The sequence below is a fragment of the Chelatococcus sambhunathii genome, from assembly GCF_001418005.1.
GTDB lineage: Bacteria > Pseudomonadota > Alphaproteobacteria > Rhizobiales > Beijerinckiaceae > Chelatococcus_A > Chelatococcus_A sambhunathii.
In genome coordinates this window covers 324,799-342,472 of sequence record NZ_LIOL01000004.1, presented here as the reverse complement: position 1 = coordinate 342,472, position 17,674 = coordinate 324,799, and the positions used below count along the sequence as shown (strand labels likewise).

18 protein-coding genes are annotated in these 17,674 nt (G+C 70.3%); 6 read left to right on the top strand and 12 right to left on the bottom strand.

The genetic code is table 11. The annotated features are described in order from the left end of the window. Positions 1-66 precede the first annotated feature (66 nt). The 5 genes from hisS to ASC46_RS10695 all read right to left on the bottom strand — a co-directional run bounded on the left by hisS (position 67) and on the right by ASC46_RS10695 (position 5,231). Positions 67-1,569, bottom strand: coding sequence for a histidine--tRNA ligase (gene hisS / locus ASC46_RS10720; protein WP_055459290.1), 1,503 nt, complete (start codon positions 1,567-1,569; stop codon positions 67-69). A gap of 504 nt (positions 1,570-2,073) precedes the next feature. Further along, complete coding sequence (locus tag ASC46_RS10710) at positions 2,074-2,532, bottom strand: GNAT family N-acetyltransferase (RefSeq protein ID WP_055459288.1); 459 nt, start codon at positions 2,530-2,532, stop codon at positions 2,074-2,076. Further along, complete coding sequence (locus ASC46_RS10705) at positions 2,529-3,437, bottom strand: alpha/beta fold hydrolase (protein WP_055459287.1); 909 nt, start codon at positions 3,435-3,437, stop codon at positions 2,529-2,531. Before ASC46_RS10705 ends, ASC46_RS10710 begins: the two co-directional genes overlap by 4 nt. Positions 3,438-3,534: 97 nt before the next feature. Next, a complete protein-coding gene (gene purD, locus ASC46_RS10700; RefSeq protein ID WP_055459286.1) occupies positions 3,535-4,815 on the bottom strand; it encodes a phosphoribosylamine--glycine ligase in 1,281 nt (426 codons plus the stop codon). A gap of 119 nt (positions 4,816-4,934) precedes the next feature. Then, on the bottom strand, positions 4,935-5,231 hold the full coding sequence (locus tag ASC46_RS10695; protein ID WP_055459285.1) for an Rdx family protein: 297 nt from the start codon (positions 5,229-5,231) through the stop codon (positions 4,935-4,937). A gap of 142 nt (positions 5,232-5,373) precedes the next feature. On the opposite strand from ASC46_RS10695, the gene xseA reads away from it, so the two are divergent. Then, positions 5,374-6,969, top strand: a complete 1,596-nt coding sequence (gene xseA / locus ASC46_RS10690; RefSeq protein ID WP_082464791.1) for an exodeoxyribonuclease VII large subunit — start codon at positions 5,374-5,376, stop codon at positions 6,967-6,969. 90 nt (positions 6,970-7,059) lie between these two features. Further along, a complete protein-coding gene (locus ASC46_RS10685; protein ID WP_019401296.1) occupies positions 7,060-7,284 on the top strand; it encodes a DUF2093 domain-containing protein in 225 nt (74 codons plus the stop codon). A 3-nt stretch (positions 7,285-7,287) separates the two neighbouring features. Here ASC46_RS10685 and lpxK read toward each other — a convergent pair whose 3' ends face one another. The 5 genes from lpxK to ASC46_RS10660 form a co-directional block, all read right to left on the bottom strand. Continuing rightward, the gene (gene lpxK, locus ASC46_RS10680; RefSeq protein ID WP_055459284.1) at positions 7,288-8,310 is read right to left on the bottom strand and encodes a tetraacyldisaccharide 4'-kinase; all 1,023 of its coding nucleotides are present in this window, start codon (positions 8,308-8,310) and stop codon (positions 7,288-7,290) included. Between the two features lie 74 nt (positions 8,311-8,384). Further along, on the bottom strand, positions 8,385-9,668 hold the full coding sequence (locus tag ASC46_RS10675; RefSeq protein ID WP_055459385.1) for a 3-deoxy-D-manno-octulosonic acid transferase: 1,284 nt from the start codon (positions 9,666-9,668) through the stop codon (positions 8,385-8,387). A 154-nt stretch (positions 9,669-9,822) separates the two neighbouring features. Beyond that, positions 9,823-10,548, bottom strand: coding sequence for a lysophospholipid acyltransferase family protein (locus ASC46_RS10670; RefSeq protein ID WP_055459283.1), 726 nt, complete (start codon positions 10,546-10,548; stop codon positions 9,823-9,825). Positions 10,549-10,563: 15 nt separating this feature from the next. Continuing rightward, the gene (locus ASC46_RS10665; protein ID WP_055459282.1) at positions 10,564-10,809 is read right to left on the bottom strand and encodes a DUF4170 domain-containing protein; all 246 of its coding nucleotides are present in this window, start codon (positions 10,807-10,809) and stop codon (positions 10,564-10,566) included. A gap of 50 nt (positions 10,810-10,859) precedes the next feature. Next, positions 10,860-11,681, bottom strand: coding sequence for a 3'(2'),5'-bisphosphate nucleotidase CysQ (locus tag ASC46_RS10660; RefSeq protein WP_055459281.1), 822 nt, complete (start codon positions 11,679-11,681; stop codon positions 10,860-10,862). 295 nt (positions 11,682-11,976) lie between these two features. Between ASC46_RS10660 and ASC46_RS10655 the strand changes: the two genes are divergently transcribed. Further along, a complete protein-coding gene (locus tag ASC46_RS10655) occupies positions 11,977-12,477 on the top strand; it encodes a DUF6101 family protein (RefSeq protein ID WP_055459280.1) in 501 nt (166 codons plus the stop codon). Positions 12,478-12,485: 8 nt separating this feature from the next. On the opposite strand, the gene ubiA is transcribed toward ASC46_RS10655, so the two are convergent. Continuing rightward, on the bottom strand, positions 12,486-13,433 hold the full coding sequence (gene ubiA, locus ASC46_RS10650; RefSeq protein WP_055459279.1) for a 4-hydroxybenzoate octaprenyltransferase: 948 nt from the start codon (positions 13,431-13,433) through the stop codon (positions 12,486-12,488). Continuing rightward, on the bottom strand, positions 13,430-13,900 hold the full coding sequence (locus tag ASC46_RS10645; protein ID WP_055459278.1) for a hypothetical protein: 471 nt from the start codon (positions 13,898-13,900) through the stop codon (positions 13,430-13,432). Before ASC46_RS10645 ends, ubiA begins: the two co-directional genes overlap by 4 nt. A gap of 221 nt (positions 13,901-14,121) precedes the next feature. Here ASC46_RS10645 and ASC46_RS10640 point away from each other — a divergent pair, with 221 nt between their 5' ends. The 3 genes from ASC46_RS10640 to ASC46_RS10630 all read left to right on the top strand — a co-directional run bounded on the left by ASC46_RS10640 (position 14,122) and on the right by ASC46_RS10630 (position 17,611). After that, on the top strand, positions 14,122-14,871 hold the full coding sequence (locus tag ASC46_RS10640; RefSeq protein ID WP_055459277.1) for a 16S rRNA (uracil(1498)-N(3))-methyltransferase: 750 nt from the start codon (positions 14,122-14,124) through the stop codon (positions 14,869-14,871). A 105-nt stretch (positions 14,872-14,976) separates the two neighbouring features. Continuing rightward, a complete protein-coding gene (locus ASC46_RS10635; protein WP_055459276.1) occupies positions 14,977-16,110 on the top strand; it encodes a carboxylate-amine ligase in 1,134 nt (377 codons plus the stop codon). Positions 16,111-16,240: 130 nt separating this feature from the next. Continuing rightward, positions 16,241-17,611, top strand: a complete 1,371-nt coding sequence (locus tag ASC46_RS10630) for a glutamate--cysteine ligase (RefSeq protein WP_055459275.1) — start codon at positions 16,241-16,243, stop codon at positions 17,609-17,611. The last annotated feature ends 63 nt before the right edge of the window (positions 17,612-17,674 follow it).

Genomic DNA, 17,674 nt, shown 5'->3' with positions numbered 1-17,674 from the left:
GCGCGCGGGCCGGATGCGACCGCTTTCGCGCTGAAGGGTGAACGGAAGGATAGGGCGGCAACCGCCTCACGCTGTCCGCCGTGCCAGCACGCGCTTGACGGCATCGACCAGTTCCGCCTCCTTGACGGAGAACTGGGCCTCGGCCTGTTTCTGCAGGTAGTCGTCGCGGTCCTTGCCGAGGCCGGCGCGCTCGGCGCCAAGGGCGAGGTCCTTGATGGTGACCTCGCCGGCTGCGCGCTCGTTGGAGCCCTGGATGACGACGCAGGGGCTGGCGCGCCTGTCGGCATATTTCATCTGCGCCTTCATGCCCGAGGTGCCGAGATAGAGCTCGGCCCGGATGCCGGCCTGGCGCAGCGCCGCGACCATGCGCTGGTAGTGGCCGATCTCGTCGCGGTCCATGACGAGCACGACCACCGGACCGGCGCCCGCGGCATCCGTGACGAGCGGGCTCTTGATCGCCTTCAGCGCCGCGAACAGGCGCGAGACGCCGATGGAGAAGCCCGTGGCGGGCACCGGCTCGCCGCGGAAGCGTGAGACGAGCCCGTCGTAGCGCCCGCCGCCGCCGACGGAGCCGAAGCGAACGACCTCGCCCTTCTCGTTGGGCACGTCGAAGGTGAGCTCGGCTTCGAAGACCGGGCCGGTGTAATATTCGAGCCCGCGAACGACGGCGGGGTCGATGACGACGCGCCCGTCGTCATAGCCCGCGGCAGCGACGAGCGCGCCGATCTGCTCGAGCTCGGCGACGCCCTCGTTGCCCTGCGCGGTATCGCCGACGACGGCAGCGAGATTGGCGATGGTCGCCGCCGCATCGGCGCCCTTGGCGGCCGTGAAGGCGATGACGCGCTCGATGGCTGCGGTCTCGAGGCCGGCGCCCTTGGTGAAATCGCCGCTCTCGTCGCGCCGGCCTTCGCCCAGCAGCAGGCGCACGCCCTCCGGCCCGAACTTGTCGAGCTTGTCGATGGCGCGCAGCACGCCGAGGCGCTTGCCGGCATTCTCCTCGCCGGCAAGGCCGATGGCCGTCAGCACCCCGTCGAGCACCTTGCGGTTGTTGATCTTGACGACATAGTCGCCGCGCCCGATGCCGACCTTCTCCAGCGTATCGGCCATCATCATGGCGATCTCGGCATCCGCCGCGACGCTCGCCGTGCCGACGGTGTCGGCGTCGAACTGCATGAACTGGCGGAAGCGGCCGGGGCCGGGCTTCTCGTTGCGGAACACCCAGCCGCAGCGATAGCTGCGATAGGGCTTGGCGAGCGTGTCGAAGTTCTCGGCGACATAGCGGGCGAGCGGCGCCGTGAGGTCGTAGCGCAGGCTGAGCCACTGCTCGTCGTCGTCGAGGAAGGAGAAGACGCCCTCGTTCGGCCGGTCCTGGTCGGGCAGGAACTTGCCGAGCGCGTCGGTATATTCGATCAGCGGCGTCTCCACCGCCTCGAAGCCGTAGAGCTCGTAGGTCTCGCGGATGGCGGCGAGCATCCGGTCGGTCGCGGCGATGTCACCCGGCGCACGGTCGACGAGGCCGCGCGGCAGGCGCGCGAGGAGCTTGTTGCTGGTCTTCGGCTTGTCGGACATGGCGGAAAAGCGAACCTTCTGACGTTGCCCCGCGTCCTAGCGCAGGCAACGGGGGATGTCATCCCCGGCGCATAGCTGTCTCGCCATCGGCACTGCGAGCACGATGGGAAAGCGCGCCGGCCCCCGCGCTCCCGCCGTCATGCCCGCGCTCGTCGCGGGCATCCACGCCGTGCCGCCTGCGCCGGGCCAAAGGGCGTGGATGGCCGGGACAAGCCCGGCCATGACGAGCGGAGGCGACGGGGGACGTCATCCCCGGCGCATAGCTGTCTCGCCATCGGCATCGCGAGCACGATGGGAAAGCACGCCGGCTTCCACACTCCCGCCGTCATGCCCGCGCTCGTCGCGGGCATCCACGCCGTGCCGCCTGCGCCGGGCCGAAGGGCGTGGATGGCCGGGACGAGCCCGGCCATGACGAGCGGAGGCGTTGGCTCCATTCCTGGCCGGGGCTAGGGGCAGCGCGACGATAAAGGAGCAGGGCCGGACGGGCCCGCGTTGCGGCGCGGCTCAGGCGGCCTCGAGGTCGAGCTTCATGCCCTCGTGGCTGGCGGTGAAGCCGAGGCTTTCATAAAAGCGCAGGGCGTCCGGCCGCGCCTTGTTGGTGGTGAGCTGCACGAGCCGGCAGCCGCGGGCACGCGCCTGCTCGATCGCCCAATTGAACATCGCCCGCCCGAGGCCCCGGCCGCGCTGGCTCTGGGCGATGCGCACGCCCTCGATCTGCGCCCGCCAGCCGCCGGTATAGGTGAGGCCCGGGATGAAGGTGAGTTGCAGGCAGCCGACGACCGCCCCGCCATCATCCGCCACGATCAGGCGGTTGTTGGCATCCGCGGCGATGGCTGCGAAGGCCTCGGCATAGGCGGAAGGCAGCTCTACCGCCGGTGCCTCGCGCGTTGCGCCGAGCGGATCGTCGGCGAGCAGCGCGACGATCGCCGCAAGGTCCGCCCCGGTCGCGTCGCGGAACCTCATGCCTTGCCCTCGAGGAAGGGGATCATCGCCGCGAGCACCTCGTCCGGCGCCTCCTCGGCCACGAAATGGGCGGCGTTGACCTTGGTGCCGACGGCCTTTGGTGCGAAGGTCTCGCGCCAGACGTCGAGCGGGCTCTTGTCCGTGGTGACGAGATAGAACTCGCCCCAGATGAGCTGGGTGGGCACGGTGATGGTCCGGCCCGCCGCAAGGTCGGCCTCGTCCTGCGCAACGTCCGTCGTCCTGCCGGCGCGATAGTCCTCGCAGAAGGCGTGGATGCGGGTCGGCTCGTTCCAGTTGGCGCGGTAGTGGGCGAGCGCCCGGGGATCGAAGCCCTTGAGGTCCTTGGTCTTCGACCAGCGGACCAGCAGATCCTCGAAATAGGGCAGGGGATCCTTGCCGATGGCGGTTTCCGGCTCCGGCGCCGGGCGGGCGAGGAACTCCCAGTGCGCGGCCGGGCTCTTGCCGGCCTCGATCAGCTTCCAGACATGGAAGGTGGGCAGGATGTCGAGCAGCACCAGCTTGTCGAGCCGGCCCGGCTCGTCGAGCGCCAGCCGATAGCCGACGCGCGCGCCGCGGTCATGCCCGGCGAAGGAGAAGCGCACGTGGCCGAGCGCCTCCATGACGGCGACGACATCGCGGCCCATGGCCCGCTTGGTATAGGTTTCGCGGCCGCCGTCGCCCTTCGGTGCCGAGGACCAGCCGTAGCCGCGCATGTCCATCAGCACCACGGAAAAGTGCTTGGCGAGCTTGGGCGCGATGCGATGATAGGCGACATGCGTCTGCGGAAAGCCGTGCACCAGCACGAGCGGCGGCCCCGAGCCGCCGGAGCGCGCGAAAATGCGCCCCGCCTCGGTGTCGATCCAGTGCGATTGGAAGCCGGGAAAGAGGTCGGCGAGATCGGGCATGACGAGTCTCCTGTCACACGATCGGTTATAGGCCGCACCGCACGGGGAGAGAAACGGCATTCAGGCGATGTCGCCGTGTGCCGACAGGATGGCGCCCTCACGCCTCCTCTTCGCGCGCCACGGCCCGCCAGCCGATGTCCGAGCGACAGAAGCCTTCCGGCCAGTCGATGCGTGAAACTGCCTCGTAGGCGCGGGCCTTGGCCTCCTTCACCGTACGGCCCGTCGCCGTGACATTGAGCACGCGCCCGCCATTGGCGACGATCCGGCCGCCGTCGTCCTTCGTGCCGGCGTGGAAGACGAGGACGTCCTCGAGCGCCTCGGCCTCGGTGAGGCCGCGGATGACGGAACCCTTCTCGGCGGTGCCGGGATAGCCCCTCGCGGCCATGACCACGGTGAGCGCCACCTCGTCCCACCAGCGCACGTCGACGTCGGCGAGCACGCCGTCGCAGGCGGCGAGCAGTACGGGCACGAGGTCGCTCTTCATGCGCGGCATCAGCACCTGGCATTCGGGATCGCCGAAGCGGGCATTGTATTCTATGAGCTTCGGCCCCTCGGCGGTGATCATCAGCCCGGCATAGAGCACGCCGACATAAGGCGTGCCGCGCGCGGCGAGGCCGGCGACGGTCGGCAGGATGATGCGCTCCATCACCTCCCGTTCGAGGGCCGGCGTCATCACCGGCGCAGGCGAATAGGCGCCCATGCCGCCAGTATTCGGGCCGCGGTCGCCGTCGAAGACGCGCTTGTGGTCTTGGGCGGAGGCGAGCGGGATCGCGGTCCTGCCGTCGGCGATGGCGAAGAAGCTCGCCTCCTCGCCGACCATGCATTCCTCGATGACGACCTCCGCGCCGGCGGCGCCGAGCCCACCGGCGAACATCATGGCAATGGCCTCCTCGGCCTCCTCCACCGTCTCGGCGACCACGACGCCCTTGCCGGCAGCGAGCCCGTCCGCCTTCACTACGATCGGCGCCCCCGTCTCGCGCACATGGGCGCGGGCGGTGGCCTCGTCCGTGAAGCGGGCGAAAGCCGCGGTCGGGATGCCGAATTCGCGGCACAGCTCCTTGGTGAAGGCCTTGGAGCCTTCGAGCCGGGCAGCCGCCTTGCGCGGGCCGAAGGCCTTGATGCCGGCAGCCGCGAGATCGTCGACGAGCCCTGCGACGAGCGGCGCTTCCGGGCCGACGACGACGAGATCGATGGCCTTGTCGTGGCAGAAGGCGACGACGGCGGCGTGATCGGCCACGTCGAGCGCGACATTCTCGCCGCAGGTGGCCGTGCCCGGGTTGCCGGGCGCGACGAAGAGCTGGTCGCAGAGCGGGCTTGCCGAGAGCTTCCATGCGAGCGCGTGCTCGCGCCCGCCCGATCCGATGAGGAGGAGGTTCATGGGTTCGCCCCTGCTTGGCGCCGATTGATCTTGCCGCGCCTCCTACCGGCTGCGGCGGCCCATGGCAATGCCCCGTTGCCGGGCATCCGGCCGCGCAGGCACGGAACCGGCGAGGCGCCTCAGCGGTCGATGTGGCCGAGATGGCGCTGCGGGGCGAGCCTGTCGCGCACGCGTTGTTTCAGCGTCTTCACGTCGGGGAAGCCGCCGTCGCGCTTGCGCTCCCAGATGGTCTCGCCGTCGTAGGTGATGTGGAAGAGGCCCCCCGTGCCGGGAACGAGCGCCACCTCGCCGAGGTCGGCGGCGAAGGTGGACAGGAGTTCCTGCGCCATCCAGCCGGCGCGCAGCAACCAATTGCACTGGGTGCAATAGGTGATGACGATGCGTGGCTTCGCGGGCGCGGTCGTGTCGTCGCTCATGTCGCTCATCCTCCGGCAGCAGCAAACCGGCGTCGCGTGCGCCCTGTCAACCGGGAGAGTGCCGACGCTGAAGGCAGCCACGCGGGGGACGGCCGCCGGCGCGGCGTTTCACTTTGCGGCACGAACGCCTATCCTGCCGCCCATGAATCAGCCGGATCCGAATCACCCCTCCAACGTGCAGGAATGGACGGTCTCCACCCTGTCCGGCGCGCTGAAGCGTACCCTCGAGGACGCCTTCGGCTTCGTGCGCCTGCGCGCCGAGGTGTCGGGCTACCGCGGCCCGCATTCGTCCGGCCACTGCTATTTCTCGCTGAAGGACGAGGGCGCGCGCATCGACGCGGTGATCTGGAAAGGCGTGTTCAGCCGCCTCAAGGTCAAGCCCCAGGAGGGGCTCGAGGTGGTGGTGACGGGGCGCATCACCACCTTCCCCGGCTCGTCGAAATATCAGATCGTCGTCGAGACCATCGAGCCGGCCGGCGTCGGCGCGCTCATGGCCATCCTCGAGGAGCGGCGCCGCAAGCTCGCGGCCGAGGGGCTGTTCGACGAGCGGCGCAAGCAGGTGCTGCCCTATCTGCCGGAGGTCGTCGGCGTCGTGACCTCGCCGACCGGTGCCGTCATCCGCGACATCCTGCACCGCCTCGCCGACCGCTTTCCCCGCCACGTGCTCGTCTGGCCCGTGCGCGTGCAGGGCGAGACGAGCGCGGCCGAGGTCGCGGCCGCGATTCGCGGCTTCAACACCATCGGCCCGGGCGACGCGGTGCCGCGGCCGGATGTCATCATCGTCGCGCGCGGTGGCGGCTCGCTCGAGGACCTCTGGAGCTTCAACGAGGAAGTGGTCGTGCGCGCGGCGGCGGAAAGCGACATTCCGCTCGTCTCGGCCGTCGGCCACGAAACGGACTGGACGCTGATCGATCTTGCCGCCGATCTGCGCGCGCCGACCCCGACCGGCGCGGCCGAGAAGGTCGTGCCGGTGCGGTCCGAACTCATCGCGCAGGTCGACACGCTGGCGCGCCGCCACCTCGGCGCCATGCACCGGCTCCTGGAGAGGCGCCGGGCCGACGTGCGCGCCCTGGCGCGTGCCCTGCCGCGGGCCGAGGACCTGACGGCGAGTGCTCGTCAGCGGCTCGATCTCGCCGCCGGCCGCCTGCGCCATGGCCTCAACGCCAATGCCCGCCGGCACGAGGTCGAGCTCAACCGCCTCGCCCAGCGCCTCGCCCGCCTGTCGCCGCAGGCGCGCCTTGCGGAGCGTTCGGCGGTGCTGCAGGGCCTCGAGCGGCGGCTTGTTGCGGGGCTCGCCGCCAATACCCTGCGGCGGCGCGGCGCCTTCGAGCGGTCCGCTTCGCGGCTCGCCTTCCGCCCGGTGAAGGAGCGCTGGGGCAATGCCAGCGAGCGCCTCGCCCTCGCCGGCATCAGGGCGCGGCGCTGCTACGAGGCGTCGCTGGTGCAGCGGCGCGAGCGCCTGCAGGCCTGCTGGAAGCTGCTGGAAAGCCTCAGCCACAAGGGCGTGCTCGCCCGCGGCTATGCGGTCGTGCTGGACAACGCGCGCCGGCCCGTCCGCTCGGTTGCCGATCTGTCGGAGGGGATGGCCGTCAGCCTGCAGCTCGCCGATGGCGAACGGCGCGCCACCATCGCGGACGAAGAGGGCGCCGCTCCGGCGCGCACGGCATCCCGCCCGCGGGGCAAGGCGCGCGAAGGTGCCATTCCGGCGGCACGCCAGGCTTCGCTGTTCGATCCGTGAGATGCGATCCTGGCCGCTTCGCCTTGAACCCGGTCCGTTCTGTCCTTAATGACGGAAAGAGGGGCAGCGCCCCGCAACAAGGTGAGTGCCATGAACCGCCACGATCCGCGCCTGCCCATGGGCGGTGAAGCCGTCGTGCAGTATCTCGACGCCGACTTTCGCGTGTTGCGCCCCGGCGCCTTCGTGCGCTGCGCCGTGACGGGCAAGCCCATACCGCTTGACGAATTGCGCTACTGGAGCGTCGACCTGCAGGAGGCCTATGCCTCGCCTGAGGCGGTGCTGCAGCGCATCCAGAAAGGTCCGGAGCGCGGCTGAACGTTAGGTACCGTCCTGTTGCGCGCGCCAGTGGCTGATCGCCGCCTGCAGCAGTTGCGCCACCTCGTCCGGCGCCTCGAATTGTAGCGTAACCGGCAAGGTGCCGATCCGTGACAGGACCTCGGTCCGGCCGGCGATCCCCATGAGCCGGACGGCATCCTTCTCCGTGGTGATGGGCATCAGCCCCTTGGCCTCCGCTTCCCGGACGAGCGCCTCGACAGTCGCGACATCGAAGGGCTGATGGTCCGCGAAGGCGCGTTCCACGGCGACGTCGGCGCCGAGGCCGCGCAGGGTAGCGAAGAATTTTTCCGGCATGCCGATGCCGGCGAAAGCGAGGACGCGCCGGCCGGCGAGGCTCGCCGCGACCGCCGGATCCGGCACCATGTGGGCGCGCAGGACCGGCCGCCCGCGCGCGGCCGCGGCCCGCGCGATCCTGACGCCCCGCTCCCCCGCGCCGATCAGGATGACGGCGTGGGCATGGGCGAGCTGGCGGTCGAGCGGCGCCCGCATCGGCCCGGCCGGCACGCACAGCCCGTTGCCGAGACCGAAGGCGGCATCGACCACCGCGAAGGTCAGATCCTTGGCGAGGGACGGGTTCTGCAGCCCGTCGTCCATGACGACCACCGTCGCGCCGCGCCTGTCCGCCTCCTGCGCGCCGGCCGGCCTGTCGGCGGCGACGATGGTGACGAAATGGCGCGCCAGCAGCAGCGGCTCGTCGCCGACCTCGGCGGCCGTGTGCGTGGGGGCGACGGCGACCGGTCCCGTCAGGCTGCCGCCATAGCCGCGCGTGAGGAAGGCCGGGTGCTCGCCGAGCCCGGCGAGGATACGGGCGATGGTGATGGCACTCGGCGTCTTGCCGGCGCCGCCGGCCGTGAAATTGCCGATGCAGATGACGGGCAGGGGTGCCGGCTCGCCCTCCTGCGCCATGCGGCGCACCGTGACAGCCCCGTAGAGCGTGCCGAGCGGGCTCAGGGCCCATGCCGCGAACGACGGGCGCGCCTGCCACCAGAATGCCGGTGCCTTCATTGCCTCCCCCGCGATTCCGCTCGGTGCAGGATTGCCCTTCGATCACGGCGGCGCAAGGGAGGAACGGGTGCGGGTCAGCCGTTGTGGCGAAGGTCCATGTGCAGGATATAGGGCTCGATGGCCCGCATCGTGCGCTCCAGGGCGCCGCCGAGACTCTCGACGGTCTGCGCCGCGGCGCGCGCCATGGCTCGGGTGCGCGCCGTGTCCTTGAGCAGCATGGCGAGCGCCTGGGCGAGACTCTCGGCGTCGGCCACGGGCAGGGCGCCGTGCGCACGGTCGATCGCCGCATAGATGTCGGCGAAATTGTAGACGTGCGGCCCGTGCAGGATCGCCGCACCGAGCTTTGCCGGCTCGATCGGGTTCTGCCCTCCGAGCGGCACCAGCGAGCGACCGATGAAGGCGATGGGCGCGAGGCGGTAGAAGAGCCCGAGCTCGCCGATGGTGTCGGCGACATAGACGTCGACGTCCCGCTCCGGCAGGGCGCCCTCGGAACGCAGGGCGACGTTGAGCCCCGCGCGGTGGGCGATATCGGCGACGGCCTCGCCGCGCTCGGGATGGCGCGGCGCGATGATGGTGAGGAGGCCGGGCCGCCGCTGCATGAGCGCGCGGTGGACGAGCGAGATGATCTCCTCCTCGCCTCCGTGCGTGCTCGCCGCGACCCAGACCGGCCGCCCGGCGATGATGCCGGAGAGGCTCGCGACGGTGCGCGCGTCGGCCGGCGGCGCGGGCACGTCGAACTTGAGATTGCCGGCGATGCCGACGCGGGGCGCGCCGAGGCGCGCCAGCCGTTCGCCGTCCGCCTGCGACTGGGCAAGGCACAGGTCGAACTGCTCGAGCAGCGTCCGCGCGCTCTTCGGCGCCTGCCGCCAGCGGCGGAAAGAGCGCTCGGACATGCGCGCGTTGACGAGGAGGAGCGGAATGCCGCGCGCGCGCACCGCGAAGACCGCATTCGGCCAGATCTCGGATTCGGCGAAGAGCACGAGGTCCGGCAGCCAGTGGTCAAGGAAGCGGCGCAGATAGCGCGGCACGTCGAGCGGCATGAACTGGTGCGCCGCGCCCGGCGGCAGGCGCTGGGCGAGCACGGCCGCCGATGTGAGTGTGCCGGAGGTGACGAGAACGCGGAAGCCGCGCCGCGTCAGCCGCTCCACGATTGGCATCAGCGAGACGACCTCGCCCACGCTCGCACCGTGCACCCAGGCAAGGCGCCCGGCCGGCCGGGCACGCCCCGCGAGGCCCCGGCGCTCGCCCATGCGCTCGGGATCCTCCTTGCCCTTCTTGCGGCGCGAGACGAGCAGGCTGGCGGCCGCGGGCTCCAGCAGCGTCATGCCGATACGGTAGAGTGTCAGAGGCAGCGTCATGCGGCCGCCCATCCTTGTGGCTCCCGCGGCGACCAACAGTCGCCGACGCCATTGCCATCCTGCGAACATGGCATTTCGACGCTCGCCGGCGGCAGGATCGTAAGCCGCGTACACGCTGCAGGGCTGGAGCAGCGCCATACCGTGGACAACGCCGTCATCGGGGTGCCTCCGCCGGCTTGGCGCCCGGATCGCGGTCGCCGACGAGGGCGTAGGCGCGGGCGTGAACGGCATCGAGGCTGCGCTCGACCGCAAGCCGCGCGTCCTCCATGGCGCCAGGGTCGGCTTCGGCCGCGACGTGGATTGGCTCGCCGATGACAATAGCCCCGCGCCCGAAGGGCAGGCCGATGGAGGCGTGGTCCCAGCTGTTGAAGTCGATGCGGCGGCTGGTGACAACGGCGACCGGCACCACCGGCCGGCCGGACAGCTTGGCGAGCAGGATGATGCCTTCGCCGCAGATGCGCGACACCTTCGGCACGTCCGCGGTCATCACCACCATCTCGCCGTCCTTGAGGGCGCGCAGGAGGTGGCGCACCGCGGCGGCGCCGCCCTTCTCGCGCACCTTGCTGCCGCGTGCGCCGGAGCCGCGAATGGCGCGGATGCCCAGGTGGCTGAGGGCGATGGCATTGAACTCGCCGTCGCCGTGGCGCGAGACGAGCGCGGCCGCGCGGTCCTGCGGCCGGCGGGCGAAGGACACCATGAAGTGCTGTCCGTGCCACATGGCGACAATGACGGGCATCTGCGGCCCGACGCGGTCGTAGATGTCTGCCGGCTCCATGACGAAGCGGTTCGTGCGCTCGACGAGGCGCAGGTAGCCGGCGAGCAGGCGCCCGAGGGCCGCCTGCACCGGGCGTGACCGGCTGATCCGCTTGAGAAGCGCCATGGCGCCCGGCCCGTCTCAGGCCGGCTTGCCGGTTTCGGGGTCGAGCAGGCGATGCAGGTGGACGATGAAATAACGCATGTGGGCGTTGTCCACCGTGGCTTGCGCCTTGGCTTTCCAGGCCGCGTGGGCGCTGGCGTAGTTCGGGTAGATCCCGACGATGTCGAGATGGGCGAGATCGCGGAACGTGATGCCCTCGAGGCTTTCCAGCTCGCCGCCAAAGACGAGGTGCAGAAGCTGCTTGTTCGGTGCCGTCTCGCTCATGGTCTCTCAGGTCCCGTGATGGTCGAGGTTGATCAAATGGTGTGCCACCGTCACGCCGTCGCCCCCTCCGCGAGCGCGTCGAGCACGCGCGGGTGGAGCGCCCCGGGCGAGGCGACGAGCGGGCTGTGCACCGGGCTCGGCCGGTTGAAGCCGGGGCGCTCGCCCGAGAGGCCGGTCAGCGCCGCACCGACTTCCGACAGGATGAGATCGCTCGCCGCGATGTCCCAGTCGTGGGCGTTGGCGGAGGCGATGCTGACGTCGAGGGTGCCGTCCGCGACCCGCGCGAGGCGAAGTGCCAGCGACGGGATCTTGGGCACCACGTCGATGGCGCCGAAGGAGGGCAGCAGGCGTTTGGTGAGCATGGCCGGGCCGGCGACGCGCATGGGCCCATGCGCTGACGCGGCCGCTGCCCTCAAGGGCAACGGCTCGCCGTTGCGCAGCGCCCCCCGGCCGCGCTGGGCCTCGTAGGTCACGCCGAGCGCCGGCGCGTGCAGGATGGCGGCGAGCGGCGCGCCGTCGCAGAGGAGGGCGATGGAGATCGCCCAGTCCGAGCCGCCCTGCATGAAGGCGCGCGTGCCGTCGATGGGGTCGACGACGAAGACCAAAGATTTCGAAAGCCGAGCCGGGTCGTCCGCAGTCTCCTCCGACAGCCAGCCGGCTTCCGGCATGGCGTCGCGCAACCGCTCGGCGATGAGTCGGTCGAGCGCAATGTCCGCCTCCGTCACCGGCGAACCGCCCGCCTTCGACCACACGTCGGCCCGCGTTGCTTGGCCGGCGCGGAAATAGGCGAGCGCCGCAAGGCCGGCCTCCCGCGCCGTCTCGCGAAGGAGGACGCGCAGCTTGGCAGCCATGTCCGGATGGGAGGCGAGCATCGTCCCCGCAGGCTCTCTTGACGTTCCTGGATGGCCGGTCTTGTAAAGGCCCCCCGCGACCGCTGCAATAGCCGGGCAACTTGATGGTGCAAACGCGCGCATGCCGGGCCGGGGCGCCCTCCGGTTGCGGAAAGGTTTCGTTGAGCATCCGCGCCGAAACGGGGCCGGCAAGAAGGCCTTAACCCAACCCGTTAAGGCCTTTGGGGTCGTGGGTGCGCAATAGTGACGACATAAGGCGCGAGTGCTCCGGACCAAGAGAGCGCCGCGCGGGAGCGTCAGAACAAGAGGCGTCGACATGGCGGCAGGCAAGAACTCGGCCGCCGGGGCGGGTTGCCATGGGCAACCCGCCGCCGGCGAAGCCATTTCCTTCAACGATATCGTGATGAGACTTCCTGGCGTCCGGGCGATCCTCCCCGCTGCCGCGGGTGTCTTCGCGGGGGTGGCGGTGCGCTTCGTGCCGGAGGAGGGTAATGCCGAGATGTTCGAACTCGTCCTCGTCGGCCACGACCGCCGGCGGGATCTTGTCATCGGCCGGTGGGATGACGGCGACATCGCCGCCGTTTGGCGCAGCGTCGCCGCGACCTCGGGTCTGCCGCTGCTGCTCGAGCGCGAGGATGGGGTCATCGTCTGTCCGCGGCCGCAGATCGGGCGGCTGCAACTCGGCCAGATCCGCATCCGCCGCCGTCACGGCCTGTTGAACGGCCGCCGGCCGCGTTTCCTCGTGCGGCGCAAGACCGGCAAGCCGCTGGTGCGCCCGGTACGGGTCCACGGCCGGGACATGATGGCGCGCGACTAACAGAATGCTCAGAGAACGACGCGCAAGAGGGCGTCGGCGGCGAGGCCGAGGGCGAGGATCAGCCCGGCGTCGCGGTTCGACTTGAAGAGCCGCAGGGCTTTATGCGGATTGTCGAGCTCGATCGACCGCACCTGCCAGGCGAGGTGCAGCGCAAAGGCGCCGACCGCGACGAAGGCGATAAGCCCGCCGCCCGCAACATGTGCCGCAAGCCCGACCAGCACCACCGCCACCGCATAGCACACTGCGACGCCTGTCGCCGCCTCGCTGCCGAAGAGCCGTGCCGAGGACTTGATGCCGGCGATCGGATCGTCCTCGATATCCTGCAGGGCGTAGATCGTGTCGTAGCCCACGGTCCAGGCGATGGCCGCCGCATAGGCGAGATAGGCGGGTGCCGCGAGCGTGCCCGTCACCACCGCCCAGCCGATCAGGCCGCCCCAAGCGAAGGCGAGGCCGAGCACGAGCTGCGGCATCGACATGAAGCGCTTCATGAACGGGTAGAAGGCAACCGGGACGAGCGACAGGAAGCCGATGAGGATGGCGAAGCCGTTGAACTGCAGCAACACGGCGAGCCCGACGAGCGCCTGCAGGGCGAGGAAGGCGACCGCCGCCGCGACCTTGACCTGGCCGGAGGGCAAGGGGCGCATCCGCGTGCGGGCCACCTTGGCGTCGAGGTCGCGGTCGACGATGTCGTTGTAGGTCGAGCCGGCTCCGCGCATGGCCACCGCCCCGACGAGGAAAAGCAGGGCGTACCAGAGGCTCGGGACGGTGTTCGTCGCAATGGCCGCGAGCATGAGCGACCACCAGCACGGCAGCAGCAGCAACCACCAGCCGATCGGCCGGTCGATGCGCGCGAGGCGCAGGTAGGGTCTCGATGCAGCCGGCGCGTAGCGGTCCACCCAATTGCCGGTCGCAGCATCGGCGACCGGCTGGTCGAGCGGCTGCGGCGCAGCGGTCATAGGGCGCCTTGGGGAATGCGCATCGGCCCGGTGAGGATATCGCCACCGCCGCCGCCGAGGAGCCCCTGCTCGCGCGCCTGCTTTTCCATCTGGGCCTGCTTGGCCGCGACGCTGCAGGCCTGGCCGCGCACCTTGGTCACGTTGCCGTGATCGGCCTTCAGCCCGTCGATGAAGTTCTGCGGGATCTGGCACCAGTCCTTGTTGGCCTCGACCCACTTCATCGTTTCGTTGCCGTTGTTGGCCAGCCGGCCGAGCAGAGCGCAGGCATCCGCTGCCTTCGGCTGCTTGCCGAGCTTGTTGACGCGCTCGACGATCGACTTGCGTTCGTTGAGGAAGCTCGTGATCTGCTCGCAGCCGGAGGCCTGCGCGGCTGCCGGAGAGGCGCCGAGGCCGATCGTGAGTGGAGCACCGACCACCGCTGCGGCCATCACGCCCATCGTGAGACGCGCCCGAAAGCTGCGTGCCATGACTGTCTTCCTTCCCGCTGACGGCAGGCCGACCGGATAGGCGCCCGCCGCGACACATTCAGCCGCCACCCGGCAGTACGAGCGGACATTGCTGCCGCGTCTTCAGGTCCGCCGCCGGCAGCTTGCCCATAACAGGCAATTGTGGCGGCTTTGCTCGCGGGTGGCGTTCAAGCCGACTTATCACGTATTGCTGGGGCATATCCAGCCGGGGGAGATCAAAATTGTCTGACGTTTCCGCACGTGCGCCGCGCCTGTTCGTCGATTGCCCGCTGGCCGAGGGGCGGATGGTGCCGCTCGACAAGGCTCAGGCCAACTACATCGGCAACGTGCTCAGGCTCGGCGCCAACGCCGACGTCCTCGTCTTCAACGGACGCGAAGGGGAGTGGCATGCGAAGGTCCTCGCCGGCCGGCGCCGGCCGGAAGCGCTCGCGATCGTCACCCGCCTGCGCCCCCAGCCGACGCCGGGCGACCTCCACTATCTCTTCGCGCCCCTGAAGCATGCCCGGCTCGACTACATGGTCCAGAAGGCGGTGGAGATGGGCGCCACGGCCATCCGCCCGGTGATTACGCGCCACACCCAGGTGAGCCGCGTCAACATCGAGCGCATGCGTGCCAACGCCATCGAGGCCGCGGAGCAATGCGGCATTCTCACACTGCCCGAGATCACCGAGGCGCAGCCGCTCGCCGCGGCCATCGCGGGCCTCGAGCCGGAACGGCTCGTCGTCTTCTGCGACGAGGCCGCGCCCCTTGCTGATCCGCTCGCGGCCCTCGCACGCGCTCGGCGCGGGCCGCTTGCCGTCGTCATCGGCCCGGAAGGGGGCTTCGGCGAGGAGGAACGCGCGCTGATGGCGCAACGCGAGAACGTGCTGATCCTGTCGCTGGGGCCGCGGATCCTGAGGGCGGACACGGCTGCGGTCGCGGCGCTCGCGCTCGTTCAGGCCAGCATCGGCGACTGGGGGCCGCGCGCCTGAGGCGGTTTTGTGGGGACAGTGGCGGGCGGCAGCAGCGTGCTCCCGAGTGTTTCCCCATTCCGGACCGATGATGGCGCGATTCGGTGGTCTCGGAAGGATGGGTGGATGGATTGCGGCTACGGCTTCGGCATCGAGGAGGAATATTTCCTGTGCGACGCGCTGTCGCGTCGCCCCCGGCGCAAGTCGGCGCGCGCCTTCCTCGACGAATGCAAGGTCAGGATCGGCGAAGCGGTGCGCACGGAGATGCTGCAGAGCCAGATCGAGGTCGCGACGCCGCCCTCGACCACGATGGGCGAGGCCCGGGCCGCGCTCGCCGGGCTCAGGCAGGAACTTGGCGCGCTCGCCCGCAACCACGGCCTCGTCATCGTGGCTGCCGGCACGCACCCCACGGCCGTCTGGGCTCACCAGCGCCACACGGATGCCGAGCGCTACGACCGGCTGATGCGGGACCTGCAGATGCTGGGCACGCGCAACATGCTGTGCGGCCTGCATGTTCACGTGGCGGTGCCCTGCCCGGAGCGGCGTGTGAACCTCATGGGCCGGCTGTTGCCCTTCGTGCCGCTGCTGCTTGGCCTCTCGACCTCGTCCCCGTTCTGGCAGGGACGGCGCACCGGGCTGCTCGGCTATCGGCTAGCCGCCTATCGCGAATTACCGCGCACCTGGCTGCCGGACCTGTTCGCCGATGCCGCCGACTACCGCCGCTACATCGATGCGCTCGTCGCCGCTGGCGCCATCGCCAACGAGAGTTTCGTCTGGTGGGTGGTGCGGCCGGCGGCCCGGCTCGGCACCCTGGAGCTGCGCGTCAGCGACTGCTGCACCAGCCTCGACGATGCCATCGCCATCGCCGCGCTCTATCGCGCCCTCGTGCGTCATCTCGACCGCAACGTGAATGTCATGGCGGGCCTCTCCGGAGCCGACCGGGCCATCGCCGCGGAGAACTGCTGGCGCGCGCAGCGCTACGGCGTGCACGGCTCGCTCGTCGACGAGGCCGGTGGCGGCGCCCGCAGCTTCGGCGAGGTGCTGGAGGATGTCATCGCGCGCGTCGCGGAGGATGCCGCGGCCCTCGGCTGCGAGACGGAGATCGCCCACACGCGCACCATCGTCAGCCGCGGCACGAGCGCCGACCGGCAACTCGCGCTTTACCTCGACGGCGTCGGCCGCGGGCTTGATAAGCACGCCGCGCTTGTCAGCGTGGTCGATTGGCTGGTGAGCGAAACCGTGAACGTCGCAGCCGCGTGAGATGGCTCCGCCCAGATCTCGCCACGATTGTTGTGCGGGAGCATTGTCGGGGCGGGACGGGCAGCCTATCTAGAGCCGACCTCGAACCCCAGCGCCGCCTCGCCGCGGCGTCTCTTGAGAAAGACAGCGCATGGCTCGCGACGTGTCCGACACAACCCCCATCGGCTCGCGCGACGATCTCGTCGCCTACCTGGAAGCCGGCTGCAAACCCAAGGACGCGTGGCGGATCGGCACGGAACACGAGAAGATTCCCTTCTACACCGCCGATCTGGCGCCGGTGCCCTACGAGGGCGAGCGCGGTGTGCGGCGGCTGCTGGAAGGCATGCAGGGCCTGCTCGGCTGGGAGCCGATCATGGAGGACGACCACCCCATCGGCCTCTACGACGTGACCGGCGGCGGTGCCATCTCGCTCGAGCCCGGCGGGCAGTTCGAGCTCTCCGGCGCGCCGCTCGAGACCGTGCACCAGACCTGCTGCGAGTTGCACGCCCACCTCGCCCAGGTCAAGGAGATCGCGCGCCCGCTTGGCATCGGCTTCCTCGCCCTCGGCATGAGCCCCAAGTGGACACGGGAGGAAACGCCCGTGATGCCGAAGAGCCGCTACGGCATCATGCGCCGCTACATGCCCGAGGTCGGCAGCCTCGGGCTCGACATGATGTTCCGCACCGCCACCGTGCAGGTGAATCTCGATTTCGGGAGCGAGGCGGACATGGTGAAGAAGCTGCGCGTGGCGCTGGCGCTGCAGCCGCTTGCCACCGCGCTCTTCGCCAATTCCCCATTCACCGCGGGTCGGCCCAACGGCTTTCTCTCCATGCGTTCGCATATCTGGCTCGACACCGACCGCGACCGCACGGGCATGCTGCCCTTCGCCTTCGAGGACGGCATGGGCTTCGAGCGCTATGTCGACTGGGCGCTCGACGTCCCCATGTATTTCGTCAAGCGGGACGACACCTACCATGACGTCGCCGGCGCCTCTTTCCGCGACCTTCTCGCCGGCCGGCTGCCGCAGCTGCCCGGCGAGCGGGCGACGATGTCGGACTGGGCGAACCACCTCTCGACGCTCTTTCCCGAGGTGCGCCTCAAGCGCTTCCTCGAGATGCGCGGCTCCGACGGCGGACCGACCGGCATGCTCTGCGCCGAGCCGGCCTTCTGGGTCGGCCTGCTCTATGACGAGGACTGCCTGACGGCCGCGTGGGACGTCGTGAAGGGCTGGAGCGCGGCGGACCGGCAGGCGCTGCGCGAGGCGGCCCCGCGGCTCGGCCTTGCCGCGACGATTGCCGGGCGCAGCCTCGCTGAAATTGGCCGCGAGGTGCTGGCCATCGCCCGCACCGGTCTCGCCCGCCGCGGGCGGCTCAATGCGGACGGGCGCGACGAGACGCATTTCCTCGCCCCGCTCGACAGGATCGCCGGGGAAGGGCGCACGCTCGCCGAGGACCTCCTGGTCCGTTACCACGGGCCTTGGCAGGGTTCGGTCGATCCCGTCTTCTCCGAATACGCCTACTGACCGGGCAGGGCCCCACGGCCTCTCCCGCGGCCCGACCATCAGCGCCGCGCATGGCTTGCATCA

Coding starts and splice junctions, on each gene's coding strand:
- hisS (WP_055459290.1), bottom strand. CDS start 1,569: ATGTCCGACAAGCCGAAGACCAGCAACAAGCTCCTCGCGCGCCTGCCG.
- ASC46_RS10710 (WP_055459288.1), bottom strand. CDS start 2,532: ATGAGGTTCCGCGACGCGACCGGGGCGGACCTTGCGGCGATCGTCGCG.
- ASC46_RS10705 (WP_055459287.1), bottom strand. CDS start 3,437: ATGCCCGATCTCGCCGACCTCTTTCCCGGCTTCCAATCGCACTGGATC.
- purD (WP_055459286.1), bottom strand. CDS start 4,815: ATGAACCTCCTCCTCATCGGATCGGGCGGGCGCGAGCACGCGCTCGCA.
- ASC46_RS10695 (WP_055459285.1), bottom strand. CDS start 5,231: ATGAGCGACGACACGACCGCGCCCGCGAAGCCACGCATCGTCATCACC.
- xseA (WP_082464791.1), top strand. CDS start 5,374: ATGAATCAGCCGGATCCGAATCACCCCTCCAACGTGCAGGAATGGACG.
- ASC46_RS10685 (WP_019401296.1), top strand. CDS start 7,060: ATGAACCGCCACGATCCGCGCCTGCCCATGGGCGGTGAAGCCGTCGTG.
- lpxK (WP_055459284.1), bottom strand. CDS start 8,310: ATGAAGGCACCGGCATTCTGGTGGCAGGCGCGCCCGTCGTTCGCGGCA.
- ASC46_RS10675 (WP_055459385.1), bottom strand. CDS start 9,668: ATGACGCTGCCTCTGACACTCTACCGTATCGGCATGACGCTGCTGGAG.
- ASC46_RS10670 (WP_055459283.1), bottom strand. CDS start 10,548: ATGGCGCTTCTCAAGCGGATCAGCCGGTCACGCCCGGTGCAGGCGGCC.
- ASC46_RS10665 (WP_055459282.1), bottom strand. CDS start 10,809: ATGAGCGAGACGGCACCGAACAAGCAGCTTCTGCACCTCGTCTTTGGC.
- ASC46_RS10660 (WP_055459281.1), bottom strand. CDS start 11,681: ATGCTCGCCTCCCATCCGGACATGGCTGCCAAGCTGCGCGTCCTCCTT.
- ASC46_RS10655 (WP_055459280.1), top strand. CDS start 11,977: ATGGCGGCAGGCAAGAACTCGGCCGCCGGGGCGGGTTGCCATGGGCAA.
- ubiA (WP_055459279.1), bottom strand. CDS start 13,433: ATGACCGCTGCGCCGCAGCCGCTCGACCAGCCGGTCGCCGATGCTGCG.
- ASC46_RS10645 (WP_055459278.1), bottom strand. CDS start 13,900: ATGGCACGCAGCTTTCGGGCGCGTCTCACGATGGGCGTGATGGCCGCA.
- ASC46_RS10635 (WP_055459276.1), top strand. CDS start 14,977: ATGGATTGCGGCTACGGCTTCGGCATCGAGGAGGAATATTTCCTGTGC.
- ASC46_RS10630 (WP_055459275.1), top strand. CDS start 16,241: ATGGCTCGCGACGTGTCCGACACAACCCCCATCGGCTCGCGCGACGAT.